Source organism: Burkholderia sp. BCC1999 (assembly GCF_905339975.1).
In the GTDB taxonomy this organism is placed as follows: Bacteria; Pseudomonadota; Gammaproteobacteria; order Burkholderiales; family Burkholderiaceae; genus Burkholderia.
In genome coordinates this window covers 231461-253634 of the sequence record NZ_CAJPHP010000003.1, presented here as the reverse complement: position 1 = coordinate 253634, position 22174 = coordinate 231461, and the positions used below count along the sequence as shown (strand labels likewise).

Here is a 22174-nt window from a genome sequence, read left to right as displayed (position 1 = left end):
ACCGACGCCTGCCAGGCAAGCAGCAAGACTGGAGCGGTAGTTCAGTCGGTTAGAATACCGGCCTGTCACGCCGGGGGTCGCGGGTTCGAGTCCCGTCCGCTCCGCCAAAAATGAGAAAGCCCGCCTTGCGCGGGCTTTTTCATTTGTGTCGTCGGTTGCGCCCGCTTGCGGGCGCGTGACTGCGGAGAGGAGGAAGCCGCCTGCGCGGCTTCCGGCGGGACTCGAAGGGATGCGCGTGCACGCGCATCCGCGGCCTGCGGGATGTAGGCGAGTCCCGTCCGCTCCGCCAAAAAATGAAAAAGCCCGCCTTGTGCGGGCTTTTTCATTTGTGTCGTCGGTTGCGCCCATCCCGCATCATGTACCTCGCCGCTACGAGAAATTCGCGATTGCATCCCCGCGCGACTGCGCTATCGTGGCGGGATGCGTTCTTGACCCCTGCGTGATGCTCGATCCGACCGACCTGCGACTCCTGTATCAGCTCCGGCCCGCGGAGCCCGGCGATTTCCCGTTCGCCGAAGCGCTGACGCACGGCAACATGGGCGGCTACTACAAGCGCCATGGACTCGTGTGGCGCAGCGACCTGTTCTACGCGAGCTGGCGCGAATCCGAAAACTTCATCCTCGAGGCGGACGGCGAGCGCATCGGCGTGCTGCGCGTGACCGAGGAAGGCGATTCGCTGCACATCCGCGACGTGCAGATCGCGGCCGGTCATCGCGGGCAGGGCGCCGGCACCTACATGCTCGACATGTCCCACCGCTGGGCGCGTGCGCGCGGGCTGCACGAACTGCAGTTGCGCGTGTTCGTCGACAATCCCGCCGCGCGTCTTTACCAGCGCATGGGCTACCGGGTCGCCGGGTCGCGGCTCGCGCAACTCGGCTCGATCCGTCACATGGTGCGGCCGGTCTGAAGGGCTGACGATCCGCCGCGCGCGATCAGCCAGCAGCGTCGATCGCGTTGTCGTCAGGCGTTTCGTCTTCCGCGAGGCCGCCTTCGGCGCCGCGATGCTCATAGCCGCGCAGCATGAACGCGCGCGGGCTTTGACCGAATGCACGGCGGAACATCGCCGAGAACGCGCTCTGGCTCTGGTAGCCGAGTTCGCGGGCGATATGCGACAGCGGGCGCCCCTGGTTCAGCAGCGGGATCGCGCGCGCCAGCAGCGCCTGTTGGCGCCACTGCGAAAAGCTCACGCCCAGTTCCTGCTTGAAGAGCCGCGAAATCGTGCGCGTGCTCGCGCCGACCTCGCTCGCCCAGTGTTCGAGCGATTCCGCATGCGCCGGGTGCGCGAGCACCGATTCGCACAGCATGCGCAGCCGCTTCTCGTCGGGCATCGGCACCGCGAGCGGCAACGGTTCGGCGTGACTCAGCTCGTCGAGCACGAGCCCGCACAGCAGGCGCTCGCGTGCGGCGCTCAGGTCGCGTGCGTCGAGCGCGACGATCAGTTCGCGCAGCAGCCCCGTCACTTCGACGACGCGGCACGCGTCGAGCCCGTCAGGCACGATCGACTCGTCGATATACAGCGTGCGCAAATACGCCTCTTCGACGATCACGACCTCGTGCGTCACGTGCGGCGGCACCCAGATCGCGCGGGACGGCGGCACCATCCACGTCGTGCCGGTCGTCGCGACGCGCAGCACGCCGCGCGACGCGTACGCGAGCTGCGCCCACGCATGCGTGTGCAGCGGGATGCGGCGGCCGGCATCGACCTGCCGTGCGCGCACGCGCATCGGATGGACGGCGGTCGGCGCGAATTCGGGCGGGATGTCGATGACGTCGTACGGGTTCGATGCGTCGGCTTGGACGGGCGGATTCATGGACGGTTCGGGCTGCGCGGCGGCGATGCCGTTATTTTAGAAGGCGCAGCGCGTGCGCATGCGGCGGTTTTTCGGGCGATCATGCCGTGTTCAAATGAACTTTGTATGGGCGCCGGCGATTCCCGGGCGGCGGCCCGCGGGCGCGTGTGCCGGCGGGTTCGAACCATCGGGCCGGTAGCGTGGTCTATCGATGCAGGCGCATTTTCATGTGAATCGCGCGAGAACACGGCAATCACGAATCGAAGAGGAGAACCACGATGCGCTACGTATTCGTCTACGGCACCTTGCGAGCCGGACAGGCCAACGACATCGGCCATGCGGCCGCACGGCACGGCATCGCGGCACCGACGCTGCTGGGCGCGGCCGCGCTGCCGGGCGAGCTGTACGATTTCGGCACGTACCCGGGGATGATCGCCGGCCCGGCGACCGACAAGTCGCTGGTGTGGGGCGATGTCTACGAGGTCGACGAGCAGCTCGTCCCGGTGCTCGACGAGATCGAGCGCGTCTATCCGGGCGTCGACTCGCTGTTCAAGCCGGAAGAGGTGACGGTCGAGCTTGGTGGCCGGCAATACGCGTGCCTGTATTATCCGATCGCCGCGCATGCGGTCGCCGGGCGTCCGCGCATCGCGTCGGGCGACTGGGTTCAGCACCGGCGCGAGCAGGAAGCCGCCTGAGCGGGCCGGCGGCAGCCGGCTTCGCTGCAAAAGAACAAGCGCCCCGCGGGGCGCTTTTTTCATGCGGTCATCGCATGCGACGGGCGGCGGCGCGTGAGGCGGCTGCCCGTCGCTGCGTGCCGCGTCGTCAGATTTCCTCGTACAGCGGCAGCGTCAGGAATTCGGTGAAGCCTTCCGACGTCGACATCTGTTCGAAGATGGCCGCGGCGCGCTCGTACGGCTGCGTGTTACCGCCGACGGAACGCTTCACGTTGTCGAGCTCGGCCTTCGTATACTCGCGAACGAGTTCCGCCGTGACCTTGCGGCCGTCGTCGAGCACGCCCTTCGGCGAACGGATCCACTGCCACACCTGCGAGCGGGAGATCTCGGCCGTGGCCGCGTCTTCCATCAGGTTGTGGATCGGCACGCAGCCGTTGCCGTCGAGCCACGCACCGAGGTAGTGGATGCCGACGTTGATGTTGTTGCGCAGGCCCGCTTCGGTAATCGGTGCTTCCGGCTGGAAGTCGAGCAGGTTCTTGCCTTCGACCTGCACGTCGTCGCGCTGCTTCGCGATCTGGTTCGGCTTGTCGCCGAGCACCTTGACGAACTCTTCCATCGCGATCGGCACGAGGCCCGGGTGCGCGACCCAGCCGCCGTCGTAGCCGTCGGTCGCGTCACGGGCCTTGTCCGAGCGCACGCCGCCCATCGCCTTTTCGTTCGCTTCCGGATCGTTCTTGATCGGAATCAGCGCAGCCATCCCGCCGATCGCCGGCGCGTTGCGCTTGTGGCAGGTCTTCAGCAGCAGCAGCGCGTACGCGCGCATGAACGGCACCGTCATCGTGATCTTCGAACGGTCGGCGAGACAGAAGTCGCGGTCGTTCTTGAACTTCTTGATCGCCGAGAAGATGTAGTCCCAGCGGCCGGCGTTCAGGCCCGAGCTGTGTTCGCGCAGCTCATACAGGATCTCGTCCATCTCGAACGCGGCAAGGATCGTCTCGATCAGCACCGTCGCGCGGATCGTGCCGCGCGGCACGCCAACCGCTTCCTGCGCGGCGACGAAGATGTCGTTCCACAGGCGCGCCTCGAGATGGCTTTCCATCTTCGGCAGGTAGAAGTACGGGCCCGAACCGCGCGCGATCAGCTCCTTCGCGTTGTGGAACAGGAACAGCGCGAAATCGAAGATGCCGCCGGACACGCGCTGGCCGTCGACCGTCACGTGCTTCTCGTCGAGGTGCCAGCCGCGCGGACGCACGATCAGCGTCGCGACCTTGTCGTTCAACTTGTACGACTTGCCGTTCTGCTCGAGCGAGATCGTGCGGCGCACCGCGTCCTTCAGGTTGATCTGGCCATCGATCTGGTTCGTCCAGCTCGGTGCATTCGAATCCTCGAAGTCCGTCATGTACGAATCGGCGCCCGAGTTCAGCGCGTTGATGATCATCTTGCGCTCGACGGGGCCCGTGATCTCGACACGGCGGCATTGCAGGTCGGCCGGCAGCGACGCGACCTTCCAGTCGCCTTCGCGGATCGACTTCGTCTCGGCGAGGAAGTCGGGGCGCTCGCCCGCGTCGAGGCGCTTCGTGCGCTCGACACGCGCCTGCAGCAGCGTCTGGCGGCGCGGTTCGAACGTGCGGTGCAGCGCCGCGACGAGTTCCAGTGCTTCGGGCGTCAGGATCGCTTCATAACCCGGCTTGATTTCGCCGGTGATCGTCATGCCTTGCGGCAGCGTGATCGGGGTGCTCATGAGTCTCATCTCCTTGGTCGGTCAGTTGCGGTTTCGGTGAAGGGGGAAGGCGGCAGCGCTGCGAACGTCATGCACCCGGGCTGGGGCGCGTGCGGTTTGCGGGCTTGCCGGACGGAGCCGGGGTGGCGAGGAATGCGAGCAGGTCGGCCATGCCGGTGCCCGTGCCGTCGGGCGGCGCGCCGAGTTCCTCGGCGGGCGCGCCCGTGCGGTTGAGCCAGAACGTCGTGTAGCCGAACCAGACGGCGCCGGCGACGTCCCAGGCGTTCGACGACACGAACACGATGCTGCGCGGGTTCGACCCGAACGCGGCGGTGCCGAGTGCGTAGGCGGCCGGACTCGGCTTGTACGCACGCACGGTGTCGGCCGACAGCACGCGATCGAACAGCCCGGACATGCCGGCGCTCTTGATCGCGATGTCGAGCATTTGCGGGGTGCCGTTCGACAGGATCCCGAGTGGCGGGCGCGGTTCGAGCGCGCGCAGCTTGCGCAGCGCGGGCACGGTGTCGGGATAGGTGGACAGGCACGCGTATTCGTCCATCAGCCGCTTCTCGGCCGCGCTGTTCAGCGCGAGCCCGAGCCGGCGCGCGGCGAACCGCAGCGCGTCGAGCGTGATGTCCCGGAACGGGCGATAGCGCGCGCCGGCCGGATCGGCGAGCGTGCGCAACTGCGAGTATTCGATTTGCTTGCGTCGCCACAGCTGCGACAACCGTTCCCCGTGTCCGGGAAACATTTGCTCCGCCGCGGCCAGGACCGCACGCACGTCGAACAACGTGCCGAATGCGTCGAAGAGGATTGCGTCGGGAGAGGAGAGTGTCGTTGTGGCCGACATAGCCTTGCGCTCCAGTTTCAGAGGTCGGATCGATTCTATTCGTGATCGTATGGTCTAAAAAAGACGCTATTCATCACTTGATCTTTTACTTTCATATACCTAATCTTGACGACTTAAGCGATTTGAAGGGCGGCCGTGCCGTCCTTGCGACTCATGGACCGGTTCAAACAGATCGAAACTTTCGCCGCGGTCGCGGCAAAAGGCAGCCTGTCGGCGGCCGCGCACGCGGAAGGCATCGCGCCGGCGATCATCGGCCGCCGCCTCGACGCGCTCGAGGAGCGGCTCGGCGTGAAGCTGCTGGTGCGCACGACGCGCAAGCTCACGCTGACGTTCGAGGGCTCGGCGTTCCTCGAGGATTGCCAGCGGATCATCAACGACATGCAGAACGCGGAGGCGAGCGTGTCCGCCGGCGGCGTCAAGGCGAGCGGCCACCTGCGGATTTCCGCGCCGGCCGGCTTTGGCCGGCGGCACGTCGCGCCGCTCGTGCCCGAATTCAGCGTCGGGCATCCGGACGTGTCGGTCACGCTCGACCTGTCCGACCGGATGGTCGACCTCGTCAACGAGGGGTTCGATTGCGCGGTGCGGCTCGGAGAGTTGCCCGATTCGTCGCTCGTGTCGCTGAAGCTCGGCGAGAATCGCCGCGTATGCGTCGCGTCGCCCGCGTATCTGGCGCGGCGCGGCACGCCGGTCACGCTCGCGGAGCTGGCGCGGCACAACTGCCTCGCGCTTGCGGCGAATGCGAACCAGCAGCGCGGCTGGGCATTCCAGGAGGACGACAAGGTTGTGTCGATCCGCGTGAACGGCACGATGGAATGCTCGGACGGTGCGGTGTTGCACGAGTGGTGCCTCGAAGGCCATGGTCTGGCATGGCGCTCGTGGTGGGAGGTCGGCGACGACATCGCGGCCGGCCGGCTCGTCAGCGTGCTCGACGCGTTCGCCGCGCCGCCGATCGGCATTCACGCGGTGTTTCCGCAGCGCCGGCACCTGCCGTTGCGCGTGCGCCTGTTTCTCGATTACCTGAAGCACACGTACGAGCAGCCCGGCTATTGGGGAGAGTAGCCGGCGCACGCCCGCGCGTTTCCGATATGAGGGCGAACCCGCTGCCGGTGCCGGTCGGGCGATTTCGCGCACTACAATCGTAGGAGGCATCTCCGATGCGTCGCGAACGGTCCTGACGGGATCGCGGCACGCGGCGTGCGATTGACGAAGGAGGGCGCGATGTTCCGGCACATCCTCGTTCCAACCGACGGTTCCGAACTGTCGCAGAAGGCGATCGACGGCGCGATCGACCTGGCACGCGCGGTCAGCGCGCGCGTGACGGCCTATGCGTGCCTGCCGCAGTACCCGTACTCGCCGTTTTCCGAAGTGATCATCGAGCCGCCCGCCGATTTCCGCGCGCGCAGCGAACGCGAGGCGCGCGCGCATCTCGACGAGGTCGAGGCGGCCGCGAGGGCGGCCGGCGTCGTCTGCGACACGTGGACGAGCGTCCATCCGTCGCCGTACCTCGGCATCATCGAGGCGGCCGAACGCGGCGGCTGCGACGTGATCTTCATGGCGTCCCACGGACGCCGCGGGCTCGGCAGCCTGCTGATCGGCAGCGAGACGCAGCGCGTGCTGACCCATACGAAAATTCCGGTGATCGTTTATCGGTAGGGCGTCGCCGCCCCTGGCTGCTCGGGCAGCGCCGCAAAAAAGGGCGCGCCGGACGAAGCCGGCGCGCATCGTTGCAGGCGGCCCGCGGCCCGCGGCCCGCGGCCCGCGGCCCGCGGGCCGCGCGGCCGGTCGCGCGATCAGCATCGCGCGCCTGCCGTCTCCTCCCTGATTGTTGTCCGGTGGCCGGTGCCGCGCCGTGACGAGGTGCGCACCGGCGTGACGCTTGCGCGTGTTACGCGACCTTCTTGCCGTCGAAGAACTGTTCGTCTTCGGTCGAGCCGTGCAGTGCGGTCGTCGACGCTTCGCGCTCGACCGTCTGCGTCACCGCGTCGAAGTAGCCGGTGCCGACTTCGCGCTGGTGCTTGACGGCCGTGAAGCCCTTGTCGGCTGCCGCGAACTCGGCCTGCTGCAGTTCGACGAACGCGCTCATCTGCGTGCGGGCATAGCCGTGCGCGAGGTTGAACATCGAGTAGTTCAGCGCATGGAAGCCGGCGAGCGTGATGAACTGGAACTTGTAGCCCATCGCGCCGAGTTCCTTCTGGAACTTCGCGATCGTCGCGTCGTCGAGGTTCTTCTTCCAGTTGAACGACGGCGAGCAGTTGTACGACAGCAGCTTGCCCGGGAACTGCTTGTGGATCGCTTCAGCGAACTTCTTCGCGTACTCGAGATCCGGCTTGCCCGTTTCGCACCAGATCAGGTCGGCGTACGGCGCATACGCGAGGCCGCGCGAGATCGCCTGCCCGAGGCCCGGCTTCGTGCGGAAGAAACCTTCCACGGTGCGCTCGCCCGTCAGGAACGGCTTGTCGTTGTCGTCGACGTCGGACGTGATCAGGTCGGCCGCTTCCGCGTCGGTCCGCGCGACCAGCACGGTCGGCGTGCCCATCACGTCGGCCGCGAGGCGTGCGGCCGACAGCTTCGCGACGGCTTCGCGCGTCGGCACGAGCACCTTGCCGCCCATGTGGCCGCACTTCTTCACCGACGCGAGCTGGTCCTCGAAGTGGACGCCCGATGCGCCGGCCTCGATCATCGCCTTCATCAGTTCGAACGCGTTCAGCACACCACCGAAACCGGCTTCCGCGTCGGCGACGATCGGTGCGAAGAAGTCGACATAGCCTTCGTCGCCCGGGTTCTTGCCTTCCGACCACTGGATCTGGTCGGCGCGCGTCAGCGTGTTGTTGATGCGCTTCACGACGAGCGGCACCGAGTTCGCCGGGTACAGCGACTGGTCCGGGTACATCTCGCCCGCGACGTTCGCGTCGCCGGCCACTTGCCAGCCGGACAGGTAGATGGCCTTCAGGCCGGCCTTCACCTGCTGCATCGCCTGGTTGCCGGTCAGCGCGCCGAGTGCGTTGACGAACGGCTCGTGATTGATGAGGCTCCACAGCTTTTCCGCGCCGCGCTTGGCCAGCGTATGCTCGATCGGGACCGAGCCGCGCAGGCGAACCACGTCCTCAGCCGAATAGCCGCGCTTGATGCCCTTCCAGCGCGGGTCGGTTTCCCATTGCTTTTGCAGTTCCTGTGCCTGTTGCTGACGCGACATGATGAGCTCCTTGATGCGGTGTGTTGCCGAATGTGCCGAATCTGACGGGTGTGATGCAGTTCGCGAAGCGGGGTGCGGGGCATTCCGTTTCGCGAAGTCTTGTATAAGAGTCTAGGCAAATCGGCAGGCGCGAAACAGGGGGCTTTTCCGGGGATTGGGTAAATTTTTAAGTGTTTTAAATCAAGTGCTTGTATTTTTTATTTCGGAATAAGAAATGCATTTTTCCATCCCGCAATCACACGGGTTGTGCCGTGCAGCATGATTTTTTACGACGCAAAAAAATTTTCCGCATCGTGAAATGTGGGCGGAGCGAAAAAAAACCGGCGCAGGTGCGCCGGTTGGCTGGATGGGTGGGGCCCATCCGTGGGGCGGCGGCGAGGCGCCGCCCGTGCGTGCTTACGACGCGGAGTTGCTGCGACGCGGGCCGCCGCTGCGCTGACCGTCGCGACGCGGGCCGCCGTCACGGCTGCCACCCGGCTTGCCGCTCCAGCCGCCGCCATTGCCGCCGCCGTAGCTGCGGCCGTTACCGTTGCCGTTGCCGCCGTAACCGCCGCCCGGCTTGCCGCCGAAACGTCGACCACCGCCGTTACCGCCGCCCGGACGGCCGCGGCCGCCGTTGCCGCCGTTACGCGGGGGCGCCTTGCGCGGCTCGAAACCTTCGACCACGTTGACCGGCAGCGGCGAGCGCACGAAGCGCTCGATGCGCTTGAGCGCGCCTTGCTCGGCATGGTGCACGAGGCTCACCGCCGTGCCCGAACGGCCTGCACGGCCGGTACGGCCGATACGGTGGACGTAGTCTTCCGCGAACTTCGGCAGGTCGTAGTTGAACACGTGCGTGATGCCCGGGATGTCGATGCCGCGTGCCGCGACGTCGGTGGCCACCAGCACGCGCACGCGGCGCTCGCGCAGCGCACGGATCGTGCGGTTACGCGCGCCTTGCGGCAGGTCGCCGTGCAGCGCAGCCGATTCGAAGCCTGCGTCGGCGAGACGGCCGGCGAGCTGGTCGGCGTCGATCTTGGTCGCCGTGAAGATGATCGCCTGGTCGAGCGCGTCGTCGCGCAGCAGGTGATCGAGCAGGCGATCCTTGTGGTCGCGGTCGTCGACGTAGTGCACGGTCTGCGCGATGTTGGCGCGCGACTCGAGGCGCTGCTGGATCTCGATGCGTTCCGGATCCTTCAGCAGGCGGCCCGTCAGCGAACCGATCTTGCCGTCGAGCGTGGCCGAGAACAGCATCGTCTGGCGCGACTCGGGCGTGGCGGCGACGATCGTTTCGATGTCTTCGATGAAGCCCATGTCCAGCATGCGGTCGGCTTCGTCGAGCACGAGCATCTTCAGTTCGGACAGGTCGATACGGCCGCGCTCGAGGTGATCGAGCAGACGGCCCGGCGTGGCGACCAGGATTTCCGGGTTCTTCGCGAGCAGCATCAGCTGCTGGCCGTAGGCGACGCCGCCGAGGATGCTGACCGTGCGCAGGCGCTTCAGGTGCTTGCCGTAGGTCGATGCAGCCGTGGTGACCTGCATCGCGAGTTCACGGGTCGGCGTCAGCACGAGCAGGCCCGGGCGCGCGACGGGTTGCGGGCGGCGCGCACGGCGGTCGCCCTGGTTCGGTTCACGCGGCGCGCGCGGTTGCTGCGCCTGCGTCTTCTGGAGCTGCGCGAAACGTTCGATCGCGGGCAGCATGAATGCGGCGGTCTTGCCCGATCCGGTCGGGCTCGACACCAGCAGGTCGCGGCCGGCGATGCCGGCCGGAATCGCGCGCTGCTGGACCGGCGTCGGCTTCACGTAGCCGGCGGCCTGCAGCGCGGAGACGATCTCCGGCGACAACCCGAGCGACGCGAAGCTCGGCTCGTCCGACGCCGGTTCGACCGCGGCCGGTACGGCGGCGTCGTCGAGACCGAGCGCCTGGTCGGCGATCGCGTTGAGCGGGCTGGAGTTGATGCTCGAAGTCATAACAATCCTTGAAACACAGTGGGTGAAACGTCGGCGCCAATCGCGCATACCCAAGTCGTCGGATTCAGCGAGCAAATCGGGAAACGGGTGCAATCCGCCGAACCGTCGGCGGATGAGGCATTAGAAGCTGTTTTGGGTGCGGCGCGCTTCAGGAGCGGGGCCGCCAGCCTGATAAGTGACGACCGCGAGGGTCGAAGCAGGAGGGGACAGGTTCTAAACCGGATTGGAGCTTAACGCTACGAGGCGTCTGGCCGGAACGGCTTGCGAGCCGAGCGCGGGAGGTGACGCAGGCAGCATTATAAAGAAATTTGCTGCGCTGCGCCACTGATTTGATTGCCTATTGCGGCGGCGGGTGATCCGGTCAGGAAGCCGTGCCGTTTTTCAGCGATTCGACGAGTTCGACGTACTGTTGCTTTGCCGCATCCGAGGACGTGCCCTTCAGCGCGTCCCACGCGTCGTACTTGTATTTGCCGACGATGTCGGTAAAGCCCGGCTTGTCGCCGTGCGCATCGCCGTCGGTTGCCTGCTTGAAGAGCGCGTACAGGCGCAGCAGGGTCAGGTTGCCCGGGCGTTCGGTCAGTTGCTTGACGTCGATCTGGGCTTGGTCGAATTGGGCGGTGAGTTCGCTCATCGGGTGTCTCCGTAAGGGTTCCAGGTCGGGCGATCTTAACAAGCGGACCGCCGCGCGGGGTCGAGCGATCCTTCCAAACCGCCGCCGGTGCCGCGCAAGCGCACGGATCGGTCCCGATCGCCCGTGGGAGCGGGGCGCCGCATTACAATGTCGGCCATGACGCAAACAGTGCTCCTCGCCATCGATACGTCGACCGAATACTGCTCGGTCGCGCTGCTGCGCTCGGCCCATGCCGATGACGCCGTTTCCTCCCCGCAAACCTGGGTCCGCCACGAACCGACGGGCGCCGTGTCGAGCACGCGCGTGCTGCCGGCGATCCAGGAGCTCTTCGCCGAATCCGGGCTGACGCTCGCCGATTGCGACGCGATCGCGTTCGGCGCGGGCCCCGGCTCGTTCACGGGCCTGCGTACCGCGACGGGCATTACGCAGGGCCTCGCATTCGGCGGCGGATTGCCGGTCGTGCCGATCGGCACGCTGCTCGCCTGCGCCGAGCACGCGCGGCTGCGCGCGCCCGGCACGACCCGCGTGCTGGCCGCGCTGGACGCGCGGATGGACGAAGCCTACTGGGCCGATTTCGAATGGGACGCCGACGCCGGCGACTGGCGCACGCTGCATCCGGCTTCGCTCGATGCGCCGGGCGCCGTCGGCGTGCCCGATGTGCCGTTCACACTCGCGGGCAATGCGGCCGCCGCGTTCGGCACGCAGTTGCCGGCCGCGGCGCGTGCGGCCGTGATCGACAGCGACGCAATGCCGCATGCGCTGGCCGTCGCGCATGCCGCGTTGCGCGCGTTGCGTGCCGGGCGGGCGGTGCCGGCCGATCAGGCCGCGCCTGAATACGTGCGCGACAAGGTCGCGCAAACGACCGCCGAGCGTGTCGCGGCACGGGCCGCTCAGACGGGCGGAGCGAAGGGATGACGGGTGTCTTGCTGAGCGACCGCTATCTGGCGCCGATGACGGACGCCGATCTCGACGAGGTCGTCGCGATCGAGCACGTCGCGTACGAATTCCCGTGGAGCCGCGGCAACTTCGAGGATTCGTTGCGCAACGGTTACCTGGGCGTGTGCCTGCGGCACGTGACGGGGTCGCTCGTCGGCTATTGCGTGCTGATGCCCGTGGTCGACGAGATGCACCTGCTGAACCTGTGCGTCGCGCCGGCTGCGCAGCATGCTGGCGCGGGCCTTGCGCTGCTGCGCGAGGCCGTGCGCATTTCGCGCGCGGAGCGGCTCGACGGCGTGCTGCTCGAGGTACGGCCGTCCAATCCGCGCGCGATCCAGCTGTACGAGCGGTTCGGCTTCGTTACGATCGGCCGCCGCAAGAACTACTATCCGGCGAAGCATCGCAGCCGGGAGGACGCGATCGTGATGCGTCTGACGCTGAACAAGGACGAGGGGGACGCGCATGGCGTGGGCTGAAGCGGCGCTCGAGGAACTGGGCCTCGCGCAGATCTGGGTACGGCGCGGGCAGCGCGCGGATGAAAGCGCGGCAGCCGAAGCGCCCGTCGTGGCGCAAGCCGGTGCGGCGGACAGCGCCGCTGCCGGCGTGGACGATCCACAGGCGCGCCCGGCACGTAAGCCGGTGCAGGACGACAGGCCGGCGGCGGAGGTGCGTGCCGCCGATGCTGCGCCGGCGCGCCGGGTTGTCGAGAGCGATCGCGCGCCCGCGCCGGTTGCCTCGGCCGACACGATGCCGCCGATGGACGATGCGCCGCCTGCCGGCGCCGACGATTTCGCGTGGTTCGATGCGGCGCCGCCGGGCGATCCCGTGCCCGTGCCGGCCGCCGAATCGCGCCCCGCCGGCACACTGGTTGCCGCGCTCGACTGGGATGCGCTGGCCGCGCGCGTGTCCGACTGCACGTTGTGCCGGCTGTGCGAGAAGCGCACCAACACCGTGTTCGGCGTCGGCGACCGCGAAGCCGACTGGATGCTGATCGGTGAAGCGCCGGGCGAAAACGAGGACAAGCAGGGCGAGCCGTTCGTCGGCCAGGCCGGCAAGCTGCTCGACAACATGCTGCAGTCGCTGTCGCTCAAGCGCGGCGACAACGTGTACATCGCGAACGTGATCAAGTGCCGCCCGCCCGGCAACCGCAACCCGGAGCCGGACGAGGTCGCGAGCTGCGAGCCTTATCTGCAGCGCCAGGTCGCGCTCGTGAAGCCGAAGCTGATCGTCGCGCTCGGCCGTTTCGCCGCGCAGACGCTGCTGAAGACGGACGCGAGCATCGCGTCGCTGCGCGGCCGCGTGCATGCGTACGAAGGCGTGCCGGTGATCGTCACCTATCACCCGGCGTACCTGTTGCGCAGCCTGCAGGACAAGTCGAAGGCGTGGGCCGACCTGTGCCTGGCGCGCGACGCGTTCCAGCGCGCAGAGGGCGCCGACACGAGCGGGCCGGCCGGGCAATGACGACCGGCGCGGCGTACGCATTCGTCGATACGCTGCGCGACACCGCGGTGCGCGATCTGGGCTGGCTGCTGGCCAGCCCGAGCCTGCTGACCGCGGTGCCGGGCGCGCCGCTTGCGCGACCGTGGCCGGATGCGGCCGGACGGTCGGCCGTCGAGGCGTGGCTCGCCGCGCTCGATGCGCAGCCCGAGCCGCTGCATCGCGCGCTTGACGGGTTCCGGCCGACCCGGCTTGGCCGATACGCGGAATGCCTGCTCGAATATTTCCTCACGCACGGCCCGTCGCTGCGGCTCGTCGCGGCCAATCTCCCGCTGCGCAGCAACGGCAGGACGCTCGGCGAAGTCGATTTCCTCGTCGATGCGCCGGACGGGCAGCGCCTGCACTGGGAACTCGCGGTGAAGTGCTATCTATGTGCACCGGTGCACGACGGCGCGACGCTCGCCGACTTCGTCGGCCCCAATCTCGTCGACCGGTTCGACCGCAAGCGCAGCCGGCTGCTCGATCACCAGTTGCGGCTCGGCGAACACGACGGCTTTGCGCGGCTCGGCTATGGCGCACCTGCCGACGCGCAGATGTTCATCAAGGGCTGGCTGTTCTATCCGCACGGCGCGCCGTTGCCGCCGGTGTCAGACGAAATCGCGTCGGATCATCCCCATGGATTCTGGCTGACGCACGCGCAGTGGCCGGCGTGGGCGGCCGCGCAGCATGCCGGTGTTGCGTGGAGCGTGTTGCCGCGGCTGGCGTGGCTCGCGCCGCGGCGGGTCGCCGCCGACGCCGGCTTCGAACCCGAACCGCTGGCGGCCGCGCTGGAACCGCCGCCCGTGTTGACGACGCGCGAGGCGCCTGCGCTGATCGGCATCCATGAACAGGGCAGCGACGGCACGTGGCGCGAAATGGCGCGCGGTTTCGTCGTGCCCGACGACTGGCCGGCGCGCGCGCAGGCGTTCGCCGCGCAGGATCACTGACGCCGCGTCAGCGGGTGCTTACCACCAGCGATGGAAGTGATGGACGGGGCCGACGCCGTGGCCGACGTCGAGGTGGCCGCTCGCGGCGATCGCGCCGGTCAGGTAGGTCTTGGCTTCGCGCACCGCGCTTTCGAGGTCGGGCCGCTGCGGCAGCAGGGCGGCGATCGCCGACGACAGCGTGCAGCCGGTGCCGTGCGTGTTGCTGACCGGCACGCGCGCACCGTCGAGCCGCACGGTGCGTGCCGCTTCGACGAGCCAGTCGGGGCTGGCGGACGCGTCGGGCAAGTGGCCGCCCTTCATCAGCACCGCGCGCGCGCCCGTCCGCAGCAACGCCTGGCCTTGCCGGACCATGTCGTCCTCGGTGTTGGCGGGTGCATCGTCCAGCAGCGCGGCCGCTTCGGGCAGGTTCGGCGTGACGACCGTCGCGAGCGGCAGCAGCGCGTCGCGCAGCGCCTCGACCGCGTCGGGCGCGAGCAGTGCGTGCGAGCTTTTCGAGATCATCACCGTGTCGAGCACGACGAAGCGCGGCGTGTAACGCCGCAGCGCGTCGGCCACCGCGTGGACGATCGCCGCGTTCGCGAGCATGCCGATCTTGACCGCATCGATGCGGATGTCGTCGAACACCGCGTCGAGCTGCGCGGTAACGAACGCTGCGTCCGGCGCATGCACGCCCGTCACGCCGCGCGTGTTCTGCGCGGTCAGCGCGGTGATCACGCTGGCGCCGTACGCGCCGAGCGCGGAAAAGGTCTTCAGGTCGGCCTGGATGCCTGCGCCGCCGCCCGAATCGGAGCCGGCGATCGTCAGGATGTTGGGTATCGGGTGCGTCATGAGGGCAACGCGCCGGTTCGAAGACCGGCGCCGGCGGACGGAAACGGAAAGTGTAGCGTCAGTGCCGCGATTCGCCGATCAGCGCGACCGAGTCGAACTGACGCTGGTTCGCCTGATGGCGGCGCATCACGAGCCACATCGTCAGGCAGACGAACGTGCCGAACAGCACGATCACGACGCCGACCGGCACGTCGAGCCACACGAGCACCGCGTACAGGCACAGCATCACGAGCACCGACAGGTTCTCGTTGAAGTTCTGCACCGCGATCGAGTGGCCGGCCGACAGCAGCACATGGCCGCGATGCTGCAGCAGCGCGTTCATCGGCACGACGAAGTAGCCCGACAGCGCGCCGACGCACATCAGGAAGATGTACGCGATGATCAGGTAGACGGGCATGCGCAGGTGGCCGAAGTGCACGGCCCAGTGCGGCGGGAACAGGTCGCGCGTGTAGAACGCCATCAGCATCACCGCGATACCCATGATGATGCCGACGGGCAGCACGGACAGCGACTTCTTCAGCGGGATGCGTGCGGCGGCGGCGATCGCACCGGCCGCGACGCCGACCGCGACCACGGCCTGCAGGATCGCGCCTTCCGACAGCGACATGCCGAGCGACACCTCGGCCCACTTCAGCACGATGAACTGCAGCGTCGCGCCGGCGCCCCAGAACAGCGTCGTGACGGCCAGCGAGATCTGGCCGAGCTTGTCGCGCCACAGCACCATGAAGCAGTCGGCGAAATCCGTGAGGAGCTTGACCGGGCCGCGCTCCTGCTTCGGGTAGCGGGCGCCCGTATCGGGAATGCGCAGGTTGAACAGCGCGGCAATCACGTAGATCGCCATGATGATCGCCATCGCCGCTTCGGCGGGCGTGTTGATCCAGCTGGGCGTGTGCGCGATCACGTGCGATGCGATGTGCGGGCTGATCAGCGCGCCGCCGAGCACGGTGCCGAGGATGATCGAGCTGACGGTCGTGCCTTCGATCCAGCCGTTCGCGGCGACCAGCCGGTCAGCCGGCAGCAGCTCGGTGAGAATCCCGTATTTGGCGGGCGAGTAGGCCGCGGCACCGAAGCCGACGATCCCGTACGCGATCAGCGGATGGGCGCCGAACAGCATGATCATGCAACCGACCACCTTGATCGAGTTGGTGATGAACATCACGCGGCCCTTCGGGCGCGAATCCGCGAACGCACCGACATACGCCGCCAGCACCACGTACGACAACACGAAGAACAGCTTCAGCAGCGGTGTCATCCAGTTGGGGGCGTGGAGATCTTTCAGCAGGGCGATGGCGGCGATGAGGAGCGCATTGTCGGCCAGCGACGAGAAAAACTGCGCGGCCATGATGGTGTAAAAACCTTTTTTCATCTGATGCGATGCTTTCGTCGCTGCGGCAGGGCCGCGTAGGCCGCCTGGTATGCGATCGGCTTATTCCGTTCGAAATGGGTTGTGCGCACGGCTTTATAACATGAAAATACGCCAATTCGGACTAGCAAGATTCCCCGATCGTTCCGCAAATTGTCGGCTTCGGTGCTCAAAAGGCGCGGTAAGCTGATGATTCGCAAGCGTCTTTACGAAAATTTCCCATGCCGCGCCCGATCTCCGCCACCATCCACACCGCCGCTCTCGCGAACAATCTCTCCGTCGTCCGCCGATTTGCCGGCCCGTCCAAGGTCTGGGCGGTCGTCAAGGCCAACGCATACGGCCATGGTCTCGCCCGTGCGTTTCCGGGCCTGCGCGGCACCGACGGCTTCGGCCTGCTCGACCTCGACGAGGCCGTGAAGCTGCGCGAGCTCGGCTGGGCCGGCCCGATCCTGCTGCTCGAAGGTTTCTTCCGTTCGACCGACATCGACGTCATCGACCGTTACAGCCTGACGACGACGGTTCACAACGACGAGCAGATGCGGATGCTGGAAACGGCGCGGCTGTCGAAGCCCGTCAACGTGCAGCTCAAGATGAACAGCGGGATGAACCGGCTCGGCTACGTGCCGGAAAAATACCGCGCGGCGTGGGAGCGCGCCCGCGCGTGCCCCGGCATCGGCCAGATCACGTTGATGACCCATTTTTCGGATGCGGACAACGAGCGTGGCGTCGCCGAGCAGCTCGCGACCTTCGAGCGCGGCGCGGAAAGCATCGCCGGCGCGCGCAGCCTTGCGAATTCGGCGGCCGTGCTGTGGCATCCGGATACGCACTTCGACTGGGTGCGGCCGGGCATCGTGCTGTACGGCGCGTCGCCGTCCGGGCTGTCGGCCGATATCGCCGACACCGGACTGAAGCCCGCGATGACGCTTGCGTCCGAGCTGATCGCCGTGCAGACGATCGCGAAGGGCCAGGCGATCGGCTATGGCTCGACGTTCTCCGCGCAGGCGCAGATGCGGATCGGCGTCGTCGCGTGCGGCTACGCGGACGGCTATCCGCGCGTCGCGCCCGAAGGCACGCCGGTGATCGTCGACGGCATCCGTACGCGGATCGTCGGCCGCGTGTCGATGGACATGATTACCGTCGACCTGACCCCGTGCCCGCAGGCCGGTGTCGGTGCGCGCGTCGAGCTGTGGGGCAACGCGCTGCCGATCGACGACGTCGCGCGCCATTGCGGGACGATCGGTTACGAGCTGATGTGCGCGGTCGCCGGCCGCGTGCCCGTGCGAGCGGAATAAGGGCGTCGCGCGTGGCCAAACAGAAAACCGTTTATGTCTGCAGCGAGTGCGGCGGACAGACCCCGAAGTGGCAGGGCCAGTGCCCGTCGTGCCAGGCATGGAACACGCTGGTCGAATCGGTCGCCGAAGCGCCGGCTGCCCATCGTTTCCAGTCGCTCGCGAAGCGTGCGCCCGTGCAGCGTCTCGTCGACATCGAGGCGGCCGACGTGCCGCGCTTCTCGACCGGCATCGGTGAATTCGACCGCGTGCTGGGCGGCGGGCTGGTCCCGGGCGGCGTCGTGCTGATCGGCGGCGATCCGGGCATCGGCAAGTCGACGCTGCTGCTGCAGTCGCTTGCAGACATCGCGAGCGAGCGGCGCGCGCTCTATATCAGCGGCGAGGAATCGGCCGCGCAGATCGCGTTGCGCGCGCAACGGCTTGCGCTGCTCGACGGCGGTGCGCCGGCGGACGAACTGAAGCTGCTCGCCGAGATCCAGCTCGAGAAGATCCAGGCCGCGATCGATACGGAACGGCCGGATGTGGCCGTGATCGACTCGATCCAGACCGTCTATTCGGAAGCGCTCACGTCGGCGCCGGGCTCGGTCGCGCAGGTGCGCGAATGCGCGGCGCAGCTCACGCGGATCGCGAAACAATCGGGAACCGCGATCATCATGGTCGGGCACGTGACGAAGGAAGGCAATCTGGCCGGCCCGCGCGTGCTCGAGCACATCGTCGACACGGTGCTGTACTTCGAAGGCGACACGCATTCGTCGTTCCGGCTCGTGCGCGCGTTCAAGAACCGCTTCGGCGCGGTCAACGAACTCGGCGTGTTCGCAATGACGGAGCGCGGGCTGCGCGGCGTCGCGAATCCGTCCGCACTGTTCCTGTCGCAGCACGAGCAGGTCGTGCCCGGCTCATGCGTGCTCGTTACACAGGAGGGCTCGCGGCCGCTGCTCGTCGAAGTCCAGGCGCTCGTCGACACCGCGCACGTGCCGAACCCGCGCCGGCTCGCGGTCGGCCTCGAACAGAACCGGCTCGCGATGCTGCTCGCGGTGCTGCACCGTCATGCGGGCATCGCGTGCTTCGACCAGGACGTGTTCCTCAACGCGGTGGGCGGCGTGAAGATCACCGAGCCGGCCGCCGACCTCGCGGTGCTGCTCGCGATCCATTCGTCGATGCGCAACAAGGCGCTGCCGAAGGGGCTGATCGTGTTCGGCGAAGTGGGGCTGGCAGGCGAGATCCGGCCGTCGCCGCGCGGGCAGGAGCGGCTGCGCGAGGCCGCGAAGCTCGGTTTCACGTCCGCGCTGATTCCGAAGGCGAATGCGCCGAAGCAGCCGATCGAAGGACTGAACGTGATGGCCGTCGACCGGCTCGAGCAGGCGATCGACCGCGTGCGCGATCTCGAGTGATCGGCCGTACAGGCACGCGGGCCGGGCCTGCCGACGATCTGGCGCGTAATTCCCTGTAAAGAATATGTAGGCTTCTGTAACCCGCCGGACATTGCTTTTCCCTATCCTTTGCCGGATTGTCGAACCGCGCAATGCGAAGGGAACCTATGTTGAAATCGTATGGGGAAGCGCCGGGCGGACGCCTTTACAACCTGCGCGGCTGCCGCGTGTCGGAGCCGATTCGCCAGCCGTGGGGCGGCGGATGCCGGATCGTCGAATGGATCGACGACGAAGGACGTCTCGCGCGCAAGGTCGTGTCCGAGGACGTGACGGAAGCGGAAGTCGCTGACGCGATCCGGCGGCCGACCGAAGGGCGCCGGCACCTGATGGGCGACGACGAGCAGATGCCGCGCGATACGCTGCCGCGGCGCTGAACCGGCGGCGCGGCGAACGGCCGAGCAGCGGCAATTCGATCAACAGGCCGGGCCAGTGCGCCCGGCCTTGTCGTATCCGGGTCCGGACAAGGTCCGGCGGGGTGTCGATTACCCGCGGCAGCCGGCACGCCGTGCGCGCGTATCGGCCGCCGCGTTCAGCCTCAGCCGATCTGCTCGAGTTCTTCCTGCGCGGCGAGCCAGTCGGCCTCGACCGTCTCGAGGCGCGTGTTGACGTCGCCGAGCTTGCGGATCGCGTCGGTCAGCTCGGTCTTGCGCTCGGCTTCGTAGCTCGCCGGATCGGCGACGAACGCGTCGAGACGCGCCTTCTCCGTGTGCAGCGCCTCCATTTCCTTTTCGAGCTTCGTGATGCGCGTCTGCAGCGGCTTTTTCAGTACCGACAGACGTTGCCGTTCCTCGGCGGCCTGCCGCTTCTGATCCTTGCGGTTGGCCGCGGCGCCGGCGCCCGGCGAAGCCGCGCTGTCGGCCTTCGCGGCCGCGCGCTGCTCGGCCGCGTGCTGCAGCAGCCAGTCGCGGTAGTCGTCGAGGTCGCCGTCGAACGGTTGCAGCCGGTGCTTCGCGACCAGCATGAACTGATCGGTCGTCGCGCGCAGCAGATGGCGGTCGTGCGACACGAGGATCAGCGTGCCTTCGAACTGCGCGAGCGCCATCGTCAGCGCGTGGCGCGTTTCGAGGTCGAGGTGGTTCGTCGGTTCGTCGAGCAGGAGCAGGTTCGGCTTCTGCCAGATGATCAGCGCAAGCGCGAGGCGCGCTTTTTCACCGCCCGAGAACGGGCCGACCGGGCTCGTCGCCATGTCGCCCGAGAAATTGAAGCCGCCGAGGAAGTCGCGCAGCTCCTGCTCGCGTGTATCGGGTGCGAGCCGCGCCAGATGCGCGAGCGGCGAATCGTCTTCACGCAGCGTTTCGAGCTGGTGCTGCGCGAAATAGCCGATCGTCAAACCCTTGCCGTCGCGGACGTGGCCCGACAGCGGCGCGAGCGTGCCGGCCAGCGTCTTGATCAGCGTCGACTTGCCCTGGCCGTTCGCGCCGAGCAGGCCGATGCGCTGGCCGTTCTGGATCGACAGCGCGACGCGCTCGACGATCGGGATTTCCGCGCCGCCTTCGGCGTGGTAGCCGCAGCGGACGTCTTCCATCACCATCATCGGGTTCGGCGCGGCGTCGGGCGTGCGGAATTCGAACGTGAACGGCGACGCGATGTGCGCGGGCGCGATCAGCTCCATCTTCTCGAGCGCCTTCATCCGGCTCTGCGCCTGCTTGGCCTTGGTCGCCTTGGCCTTGAAGCGGTCGACGAAGCTCTGCAGGTGCTCGATCGTCTTCTGCTGCTTTTCGTATGCGTTTTGCTGCAGCGCCAGTTGCTGCGCGCGCAGCACTTCGAACTGCGAGTAGTTGCCGCCGTAGCGTTTCACCTGGCGGTTTTCCAGGTGCAGCGTGACGTTACAGATCGAATCGAGGAATTCGCGGTCGTGCGAAATCACGACGAGGGTGCCGGGGTAGCGGTGCAGCCAATCCTCGAGCCAGACGATCGCGTCGAGGTCGAGGTGGTTCGTCGGTTCGTCGAGCAACAGCAGGTCGGAACGGCACATCAGCGCCTGCGCGAGGTTCAGGCGCATGCGCCAGCCGCCGGAGAAGCTCGAGACGGATTCGCGCGTCTGCGCCAGCGTGAAGCCGAGGCCGAGCAGCAGTGCTTCGGCACGGGCCGGCGCGGTGTAGCCGTCGGCGTCGGCGAACGCGGCGTGCGCGTCGGCTTCGGCGGCGCCGTCATGCGTGGCGGAAGCAGCGGCGATGCGTGCCTCGATCTCGCGCAGCGCGGCGTCGCCGTCGAGCGTGTAGTCGAGCGCCGAGCGGTCGACGGCGGGCGTTTCCTGCGACACATGGGCGATCCGCCACGACGGCGGCATCGAGAAATCGCCGGCGTCCGAGTGCAGCTCGCCACGCAGGACCGAGAACAGCGTCGACTTGCCGGCGCCGTTCGCGCCGATCAGGCCGGCTTTCTCGGCGGGATTGAGTACGAACGAGGTCGACTCGAACAGCGGCTTGGTGCCGCGCGCAAGGCTGAACTGATTGAAGCGGATCACGGCGGAAATGACTGGCCAAAACCGCTATTCTAGACTGCGAGCAGGTGGCGCCGGGCATCGGCCGCTCGGCGGATGCCGCAACGGCGCAATTTCGCCTAGACTCCACGTCGATCCGGTTTCGTAAAAGGAGTGCCCGATGTCCACCCTGTATTCGTTCAGCGCAGAGACGCTCGCCGGCGCGCCGGCCCCGCTCGACGCGTATCGCGGCAAGGTGCTGCTGATCGTCAACACCGCGAGCGAGTGCGGCTTCACGCCGCAGTACGCGGGCCTGCAGAAGCTGTACGACCAGTACGCGGCGCGTGGCTTCTTCGTGCTCGGTTTCCCGTGCAACCAGTTCGGCAAGCAGGAGCCGGGCGACGCCGCGCAGATCGGCGCGTTCTGCGAGCGCAACTACGGCGTCACGTTCCCGATGTTCGCGAAGATCGACGTGAAGGGCGATCATGCGCATCCGCTGTACCGCTACCTGACCGACGAGGCGCCCGGCATTCTCGGCCTCAAGGCGATCAAGTGGAATTTCACGAAATTCCTGGTCGATCGCGACGGCCGCATCGTCAAGCGCTACGCGCCGTCGACCAAGCCCGACGAAATCGCCGCCGATATCGACAAGCTGCTGTGAGGGCGGTGGGCGGC

General features: G+C 67.4%; 21 protein-coding genes and 1 tRNA gene. 13 read left to right on the top strand and 9 right to left on the bottom strand.

Annotated features, from left to right (window positions below; genetic code table 11):
• Positions 1 to 30: 30 nt before the first annotated feature.
• Together U5809_RS05825 and U5809_RS05820 are read left to right on the top strand one after the other, a co-directional pair.
• Positions 31 to 107, top strand: a tRNA-Asp gene (locus U5809_RS05825).
• A 335-nt stretch (positions 108 to 442) separates the two neighbouring features.
• Entirely contained in the window at positions 443 to 907 is a 465-nt protein-coding gene (locus U5809_RS05820) for a GNAT family N-acetyltransferase (protein WP_322085854.1), read from the top strand.
• Between the two features lie 25 nt (positions 908 to 932).
• Here the strand turns inward: U5809_RS05820 and U5809_RS05815 are convergent, their stop codons facing one another.
• Positions 933 to 1811, bottom strand: a complete 879-nt coding sequence (locus tag U5809_RS05815; protein WP_322085853.1) for a helix-turn-helix transcriptional regulator — start codon at positions 1809 to 1811, stop codon at positions 933 to 935.
• Positions 1812 to 2068: 257 nt separating this feature from the next.
• Between U5809_RS05815 and U5809_RS05810 the strand changes: the two genes are divergently transcribed.
• The gene (locus U5809_RS05810; RefSeq protein WP_322085852.1) at positions 2069 to 2485 is read left to right on the top strand and encodes a gamma-glutamylcyclotransferase family protein; all 417 of its coding nucleotides are present in this window, start codon (positions 2069 to 2071) and stop codon (positions 2483 to 2485) included.
• A 127-nt stretch (positions 2486 to 2612) separates the two neighbouring features.
• On the opposite strand, the gene aceB is transcribed toward U5809_RS05810, so the two are convergent.
• Together aceB and U5809_RS05800 are read right to left on the bottom strand one after the other, a co-directional pair.
• Positions 2613 to 4205: a malate synthase A gene (gene aceB / locus U5809_RS05805; protein ID WP_282505448.1), complete on the bottom strand. Its 1593-nt coding sequence runs from the start codon at positions 4203 to 4205 to the stop codon at positions 2613 to 2615.
• A 67-nt stretch (positions 4206 to 4272) separates the two neighbouring features.
• On the bottom strand, positions 4273 to 5034 hold the full coding sequence (locus U5809_RS05800; RefSeq protein WP_175845241.1) for a haloacid dehalogenase type II: 762 nt from the start codon (positions 5032 to 5034) through the stop codon (positions 4273 to 4275).
• 153 nt (positions 5035 to 5187) lie between these two features.
• Here U5809_RS05800 and U5809_RS05795 point away from each other — a divergent pair, with 153 nt between their 5' ends.
• Together U5809_RS05795 and U5809_RS05790 are read left to right on the top strand one after the other, a co-directional pair.
• Positions 5188 to 6093: a LysR family transcriptional regulator gene (locus U5809_RS05795; RefSeq protein WP_322085851.1), complete on the top strand. Its 906-nt coding sequence runs from the start codon at positions 5188 to 5190 to the stop codon at positions 6091 to 6093.
• 159 nt (positions 6094 to 6252) lie between these two features.
• The gene (locus U5809_RS05790) at positions 6253 to 6687 is read left to right on the top strand and encodes a universal stress protein (RefSeq protein WP_176047362.1); all 435 of its coding nucleotides are present in this window, start codon (positions 6253 to 6255) and stop codon (positions 6685 to 6687) included.
• Positions 6688 to 6919: 232 nt separating this feature from the next.
• On the opposite strand, the gene aceA is transcribed toward U5809_RS05790, so the two are convergent.
• The 3 genes from aceA to U5809_RS05775 all read right to left on the bottom strand — a co-directional run bounded on the left by aceA (position 6920) and on the right by U5809_RS05775 (position 10808).
• The gene (gene aceA, locus U5809_RS05785; RefSeq protein ID WP_124450638.1) at positions 6920 to 8227 is read right to left on the bottom strand and encodes an isocitrate lyase; all 1308 of its coding nucleotides are present in this window, start codon (positions 8225 to 8227) and stop codon (positions 6920 to 6922) included.
• 396 nt (positions 8228 to 8623) lie between these two features.
• The gene (locus tag U5809_RS05780) at positions 8624 to 10177 is read right to left on the bottom strand and encodes a DEAD/DEAH box helicase (RefSeq protein ID WP_322085850.1); all 1554 of its coding nucleotides are present in this window, start codon (positions 10175 to 10177) and stop codon (positions 8624 to 8626) included.
• Between the two features lie 361 nt (positions 10178 to 10538).
• Positions 10539 to 10808: an acyl-CoA-binding protein gene (locus U5809_RS05775; protein ID WP_176047359.1), complete on the bottom strand. Its 270-nt coding sequence runs from the start codon at positions 10806 to 10808 to the stop codon at positions 10539 to 10541.
• 147 nt (positions 10809 to 10955) lie between these two features.
• Here U5809_RS05775 and tsaB point away from each other — a divergent pair, with 147 nt between their 5' ends.
• The 4 genes from tsaB to U5809_RS05755 are packed head-to-tail and all read left to right on the top strand — an operon-like array spanning position 10956 to position 14167.
• The gene (tsaB, locus tag U5809_RS05770) at positions 10956 to 11723 is read left to right on the top strand and encodes a tRNA (adenosine(37)-N6)-threonylcarbamoyltransferase complex dimerization subunit type 1 TsaB (RefSeq protein WP_322085849.1); all 768 of its coding nucleotides are present in this window, start codon (positions 10956 to 10958) and stop codon (positions 11721 to 11723) included.
• On the top strand, positions 11720 to 12220 hold the full coding sequence (gene rimI, locus U5809_RS05765) for a ribosomal protein S18-alanine N-acetyltransferase (RefSeq protein WP_176047357.1): 501 nt from the start codon (positions 11720 to 11722) through the stop codon (positions 12218 to 12220). Before tsaB ends, rimI begins: the two co-directional genes overlap by 4 nt.
• On the top strand, positions 12207 to 13205 hold the full coding sequence (locus U5809_RS05760; protein WP_322085848.1) for a uracil-DNA glycosylase: 999 nt from the start codon (positions 12207 to 12209) through the stop codon (positions 13203 to 13205). Before rimI ends, U5809_RS05760 begins: the two co-directional genes overlap by 14 nt.
• Positions 13202 to 14167: a DUF1853 family protein gene (locus U5809_RS05755; protein WP_322085847.1), complete on the top strand. Its 966-nt coding sequence runs from the start codon at positions 13202 to 13204 to the stop codon at positions 14165 to 14167. The genes U5809_RS05760 and U5809_RS05755 overlap by 4 nt, the downstream gene beginning before the upstream one ends.
• 18 nt (positions 14168 to 14185) lie before the next feature.
• On the opposite strand, the gene thiD is transcribed toward U5809_RS05755, so the two are convergent.
• Together thiD and lplT are read right to left on the bottom strand one after the other, a co-directional pair.
• Entirely contained in the window at positions 14186 to 14995 is an 810-nt protein-coding gene (thiD, locus tag U5809_RS05750) for a bifunctional hydroxymethylpyrimidine kinase/phosphomethylpyrimidine kinase (protein WP_322085846.1), read from the bottom strand.
• Positions 14996 to 15053: 58 nt separating this feature from the next.
• Positions 15054 to 16361, bottom strand: coding sequence for a lysophospholipid transporter LplT (lplT, locus tag U5809_RS05745; protein WP_322085845.1), 1308 nt, complete (start codon positions 16359 to 16361; stop codon positions 15054 to 15056).
• Positions 16362 to 16579: 218 nt separating this feature from the next.
• On the opposite strand from lplT, the gene alr reads away from it, so the two are divergent.
• The 3 genes from alr to U5809_RS05730 all read left to right on the top strand — a co-directional run bounded on the left by alr (position 16580) and on the right by U5809_RS05730 (position 19451).
• Positions 16580 to 17650: an alanine racemase gene (gene alr / locus U5809_RS05740; RefSeq protein WP_282505431.1), complete on the top strand. Its 1071-nt coding sequence runs from the start codon at positions 16580 to 16582 to the stop codon at positions 17648 to 17650.
• An 11-nt stretch (positions 17651 to 17661) separates the two neighbouring features.
• Positions 17662 to 19038 carry a DNA repair protein RadA gene (radA, locus tag U5809_RS05735; RefSeq protein WP_322085844.1) on the top strand — a complete coding sequence of 459 codons (1377 nt, stop codon included), beginning with the start codon at positions 17662 to 17664 and terminating at the stop codon, positions 19036 to 19038.
• A 146-nt stretch (positions 19039 to 19184) separates the two neighbouring features.
• Positions 19185 to 19451, top strand: a complete 267-nt coding sequence (locus U5809_RS05730; protein WP_176047350.1) for a DUF2866 domain-containing protein — start codon at positions 19185 to 19187, stop codon at positions 19449 to 19451.
• A gap of 161 nt (positions 19452 to 19612) precedes the next feature.
• Here the strand turns inward: U5809_RS05730 and U5809_RS05725 are convergent, their stop codons facing one another.
• Positions 19613 to 21544, bottom strand: a complete 1932-nt coding sequence (locus U5809_RS05725) for an ATP-binding cassette domain-containing protein (RefSeq protein ID WP_322085843.1) — start codon at positions 21542 to 21544, stop codon at positions 19613 to 19615.
• A 136-nt stretch (positions 21545 to 21680) separates the two neighbouring features.
• On the opposite strand from U5809_RS05725, the gene U5809_RS05720 reads away from it, so the two are divergent.
• On the top strand, positions 21681 to 22160 hold the full coding sequence (locus U5809_RS05720) for a glutathione peroxidase (RefSeq protein WP_175845253.1): 480 nt from the start codon (positions 21681 to 21683) through the stop codon (positions 22158 to 22160).
• Positions 22161 to 22174 lie beyond the last annotated feature (14 nt).

Bases quoted from the DNA above. Each gene is read 5' to 3' on its own strand.
- U5809_RS05820 (WP_322085854.1), top strand. From the start codon at position 443: ATGCTCGATCCGACCGACCTGCGACTCCTGTATCAGCTCCGGCCCGCG.
- U5809_RS05815 (WP_322085853.1), bottom strand. From the start codon at position 1,811: ATGAATCCGCCCGTCCAAGCCGACGCATCGAACCCGTACGACGTCATC.
- U5809_RS05810 (WP_322085852.1), top strand. From the start codon at position 2,069: ATGCGCTACGTATTCGTCTACGGCACCTTGCGAGCCGGACAGGCCAAC.
- aceB (WP_282505448.1), bottom strand. From the start codon at position 4,205: ATGAGCACCCCGATCACGCTGCCGCAAGGCATGACGATCACCGGCGAA.
- U5809_RS05800 (WP_175845241.1), bottom strand. From the start codon at position 5,034: ATGTCGGCCACAACGACACTCTCCTCTCCCGACGCAATCCTCTTCGAC.
- U5809_RS05795 (WP_322085851.1), top strand. From the start codon at position 5,188: ATGGACCGGTTCAAACAGATCGAAACTTTCGCCGCGGTCGCGGCAAAA.
- U5809_RS05790 (WP_176047362.1), top strand. From the start codon at position 6,253: ATGTTCCGGCACATCCTCGTTCCAACCGACGGTTCCGAACTGTCGCAG.
- aceA (WP_124450638.1), bottom strand. From the start codon at position 8,227: ATGTCGCGTCAGCAACAGGCACAGGAACTGCAAAAGCAATGGGAAACC.
- U5809_RS05780 (WP_322085850.1), bottom strand. From the start codon at position 10,177: ATGACTTCGAGCATCAACTCCAGCCCGCTCAACGCGATCGCCGACCAG.
- U5809_RS05775 (WP_176047359.1), bottom strand. From the start codon at position 10,808: ATGAGCGAACTCACCGCCCAATTCGACCAAGCCCAGATCGACGTCAAG.
- tsaB (WP_322085849.1), top strand. From the start codon at position 10,956: ATGTCGGCCATGACGCAAACAGTGCTCCTCGCCATCGATACGTCGACC.
- rimI (WP_176047357.1), top strand. From the start codon at position 11,720: ATGACGGGTGTCTTGCTGAGCGACCGCTATCTGGCGCCGATGACGGAC.
- U5809_RS05760 (WP_322085848.1), top strand. From the start codon at position 12,207: ATGGCGTGGGCTGAAGCGGCGCTCGAGGAACTGGGCCTCGCGCAGATC.
- U5809_RS05755 (WP_322085847.1), top strand. From the start codon at position 13,202: ATGACGACCGGCGCGGCGTACGCATTCGTCGATACGCTGCGCGACACC.
- thiD (WP_322085846.1), bottom strand. From the start codon at position 14,995: ATGACGCACCCGATACCCAACATCCTGACGATCGCCGGCTCCGATTCG.
- lplT (WP_322085845.1), bottom strand. From the start codon at position 16,361: ATGAAAAAAGGTTTTTACACCATCATGGCCGCGCAGTTTTTCTCGTCG.
- alr (WP_282505431.1), top strand. From the start codon at position 16,580: ATGCCGCGCCCGATCTCCGCCACCATCCACACCGCCGCTCTCGCGAAC.
- U5809_RS05730 (WP_176047350.1), top strand. From the start codon at position 19,185: ATGTTGAAATCGTATGGGGAAGCGCCGGGCGGACGCCTTTACAACCTG.
- U5809_RS05720 (WP_175845253.1), top strand. From the start codon at position 21,681: ATGTCCACCCTGTATTCGTTCAGCGCAGAGACGCTCGCCGGCGCGCCG.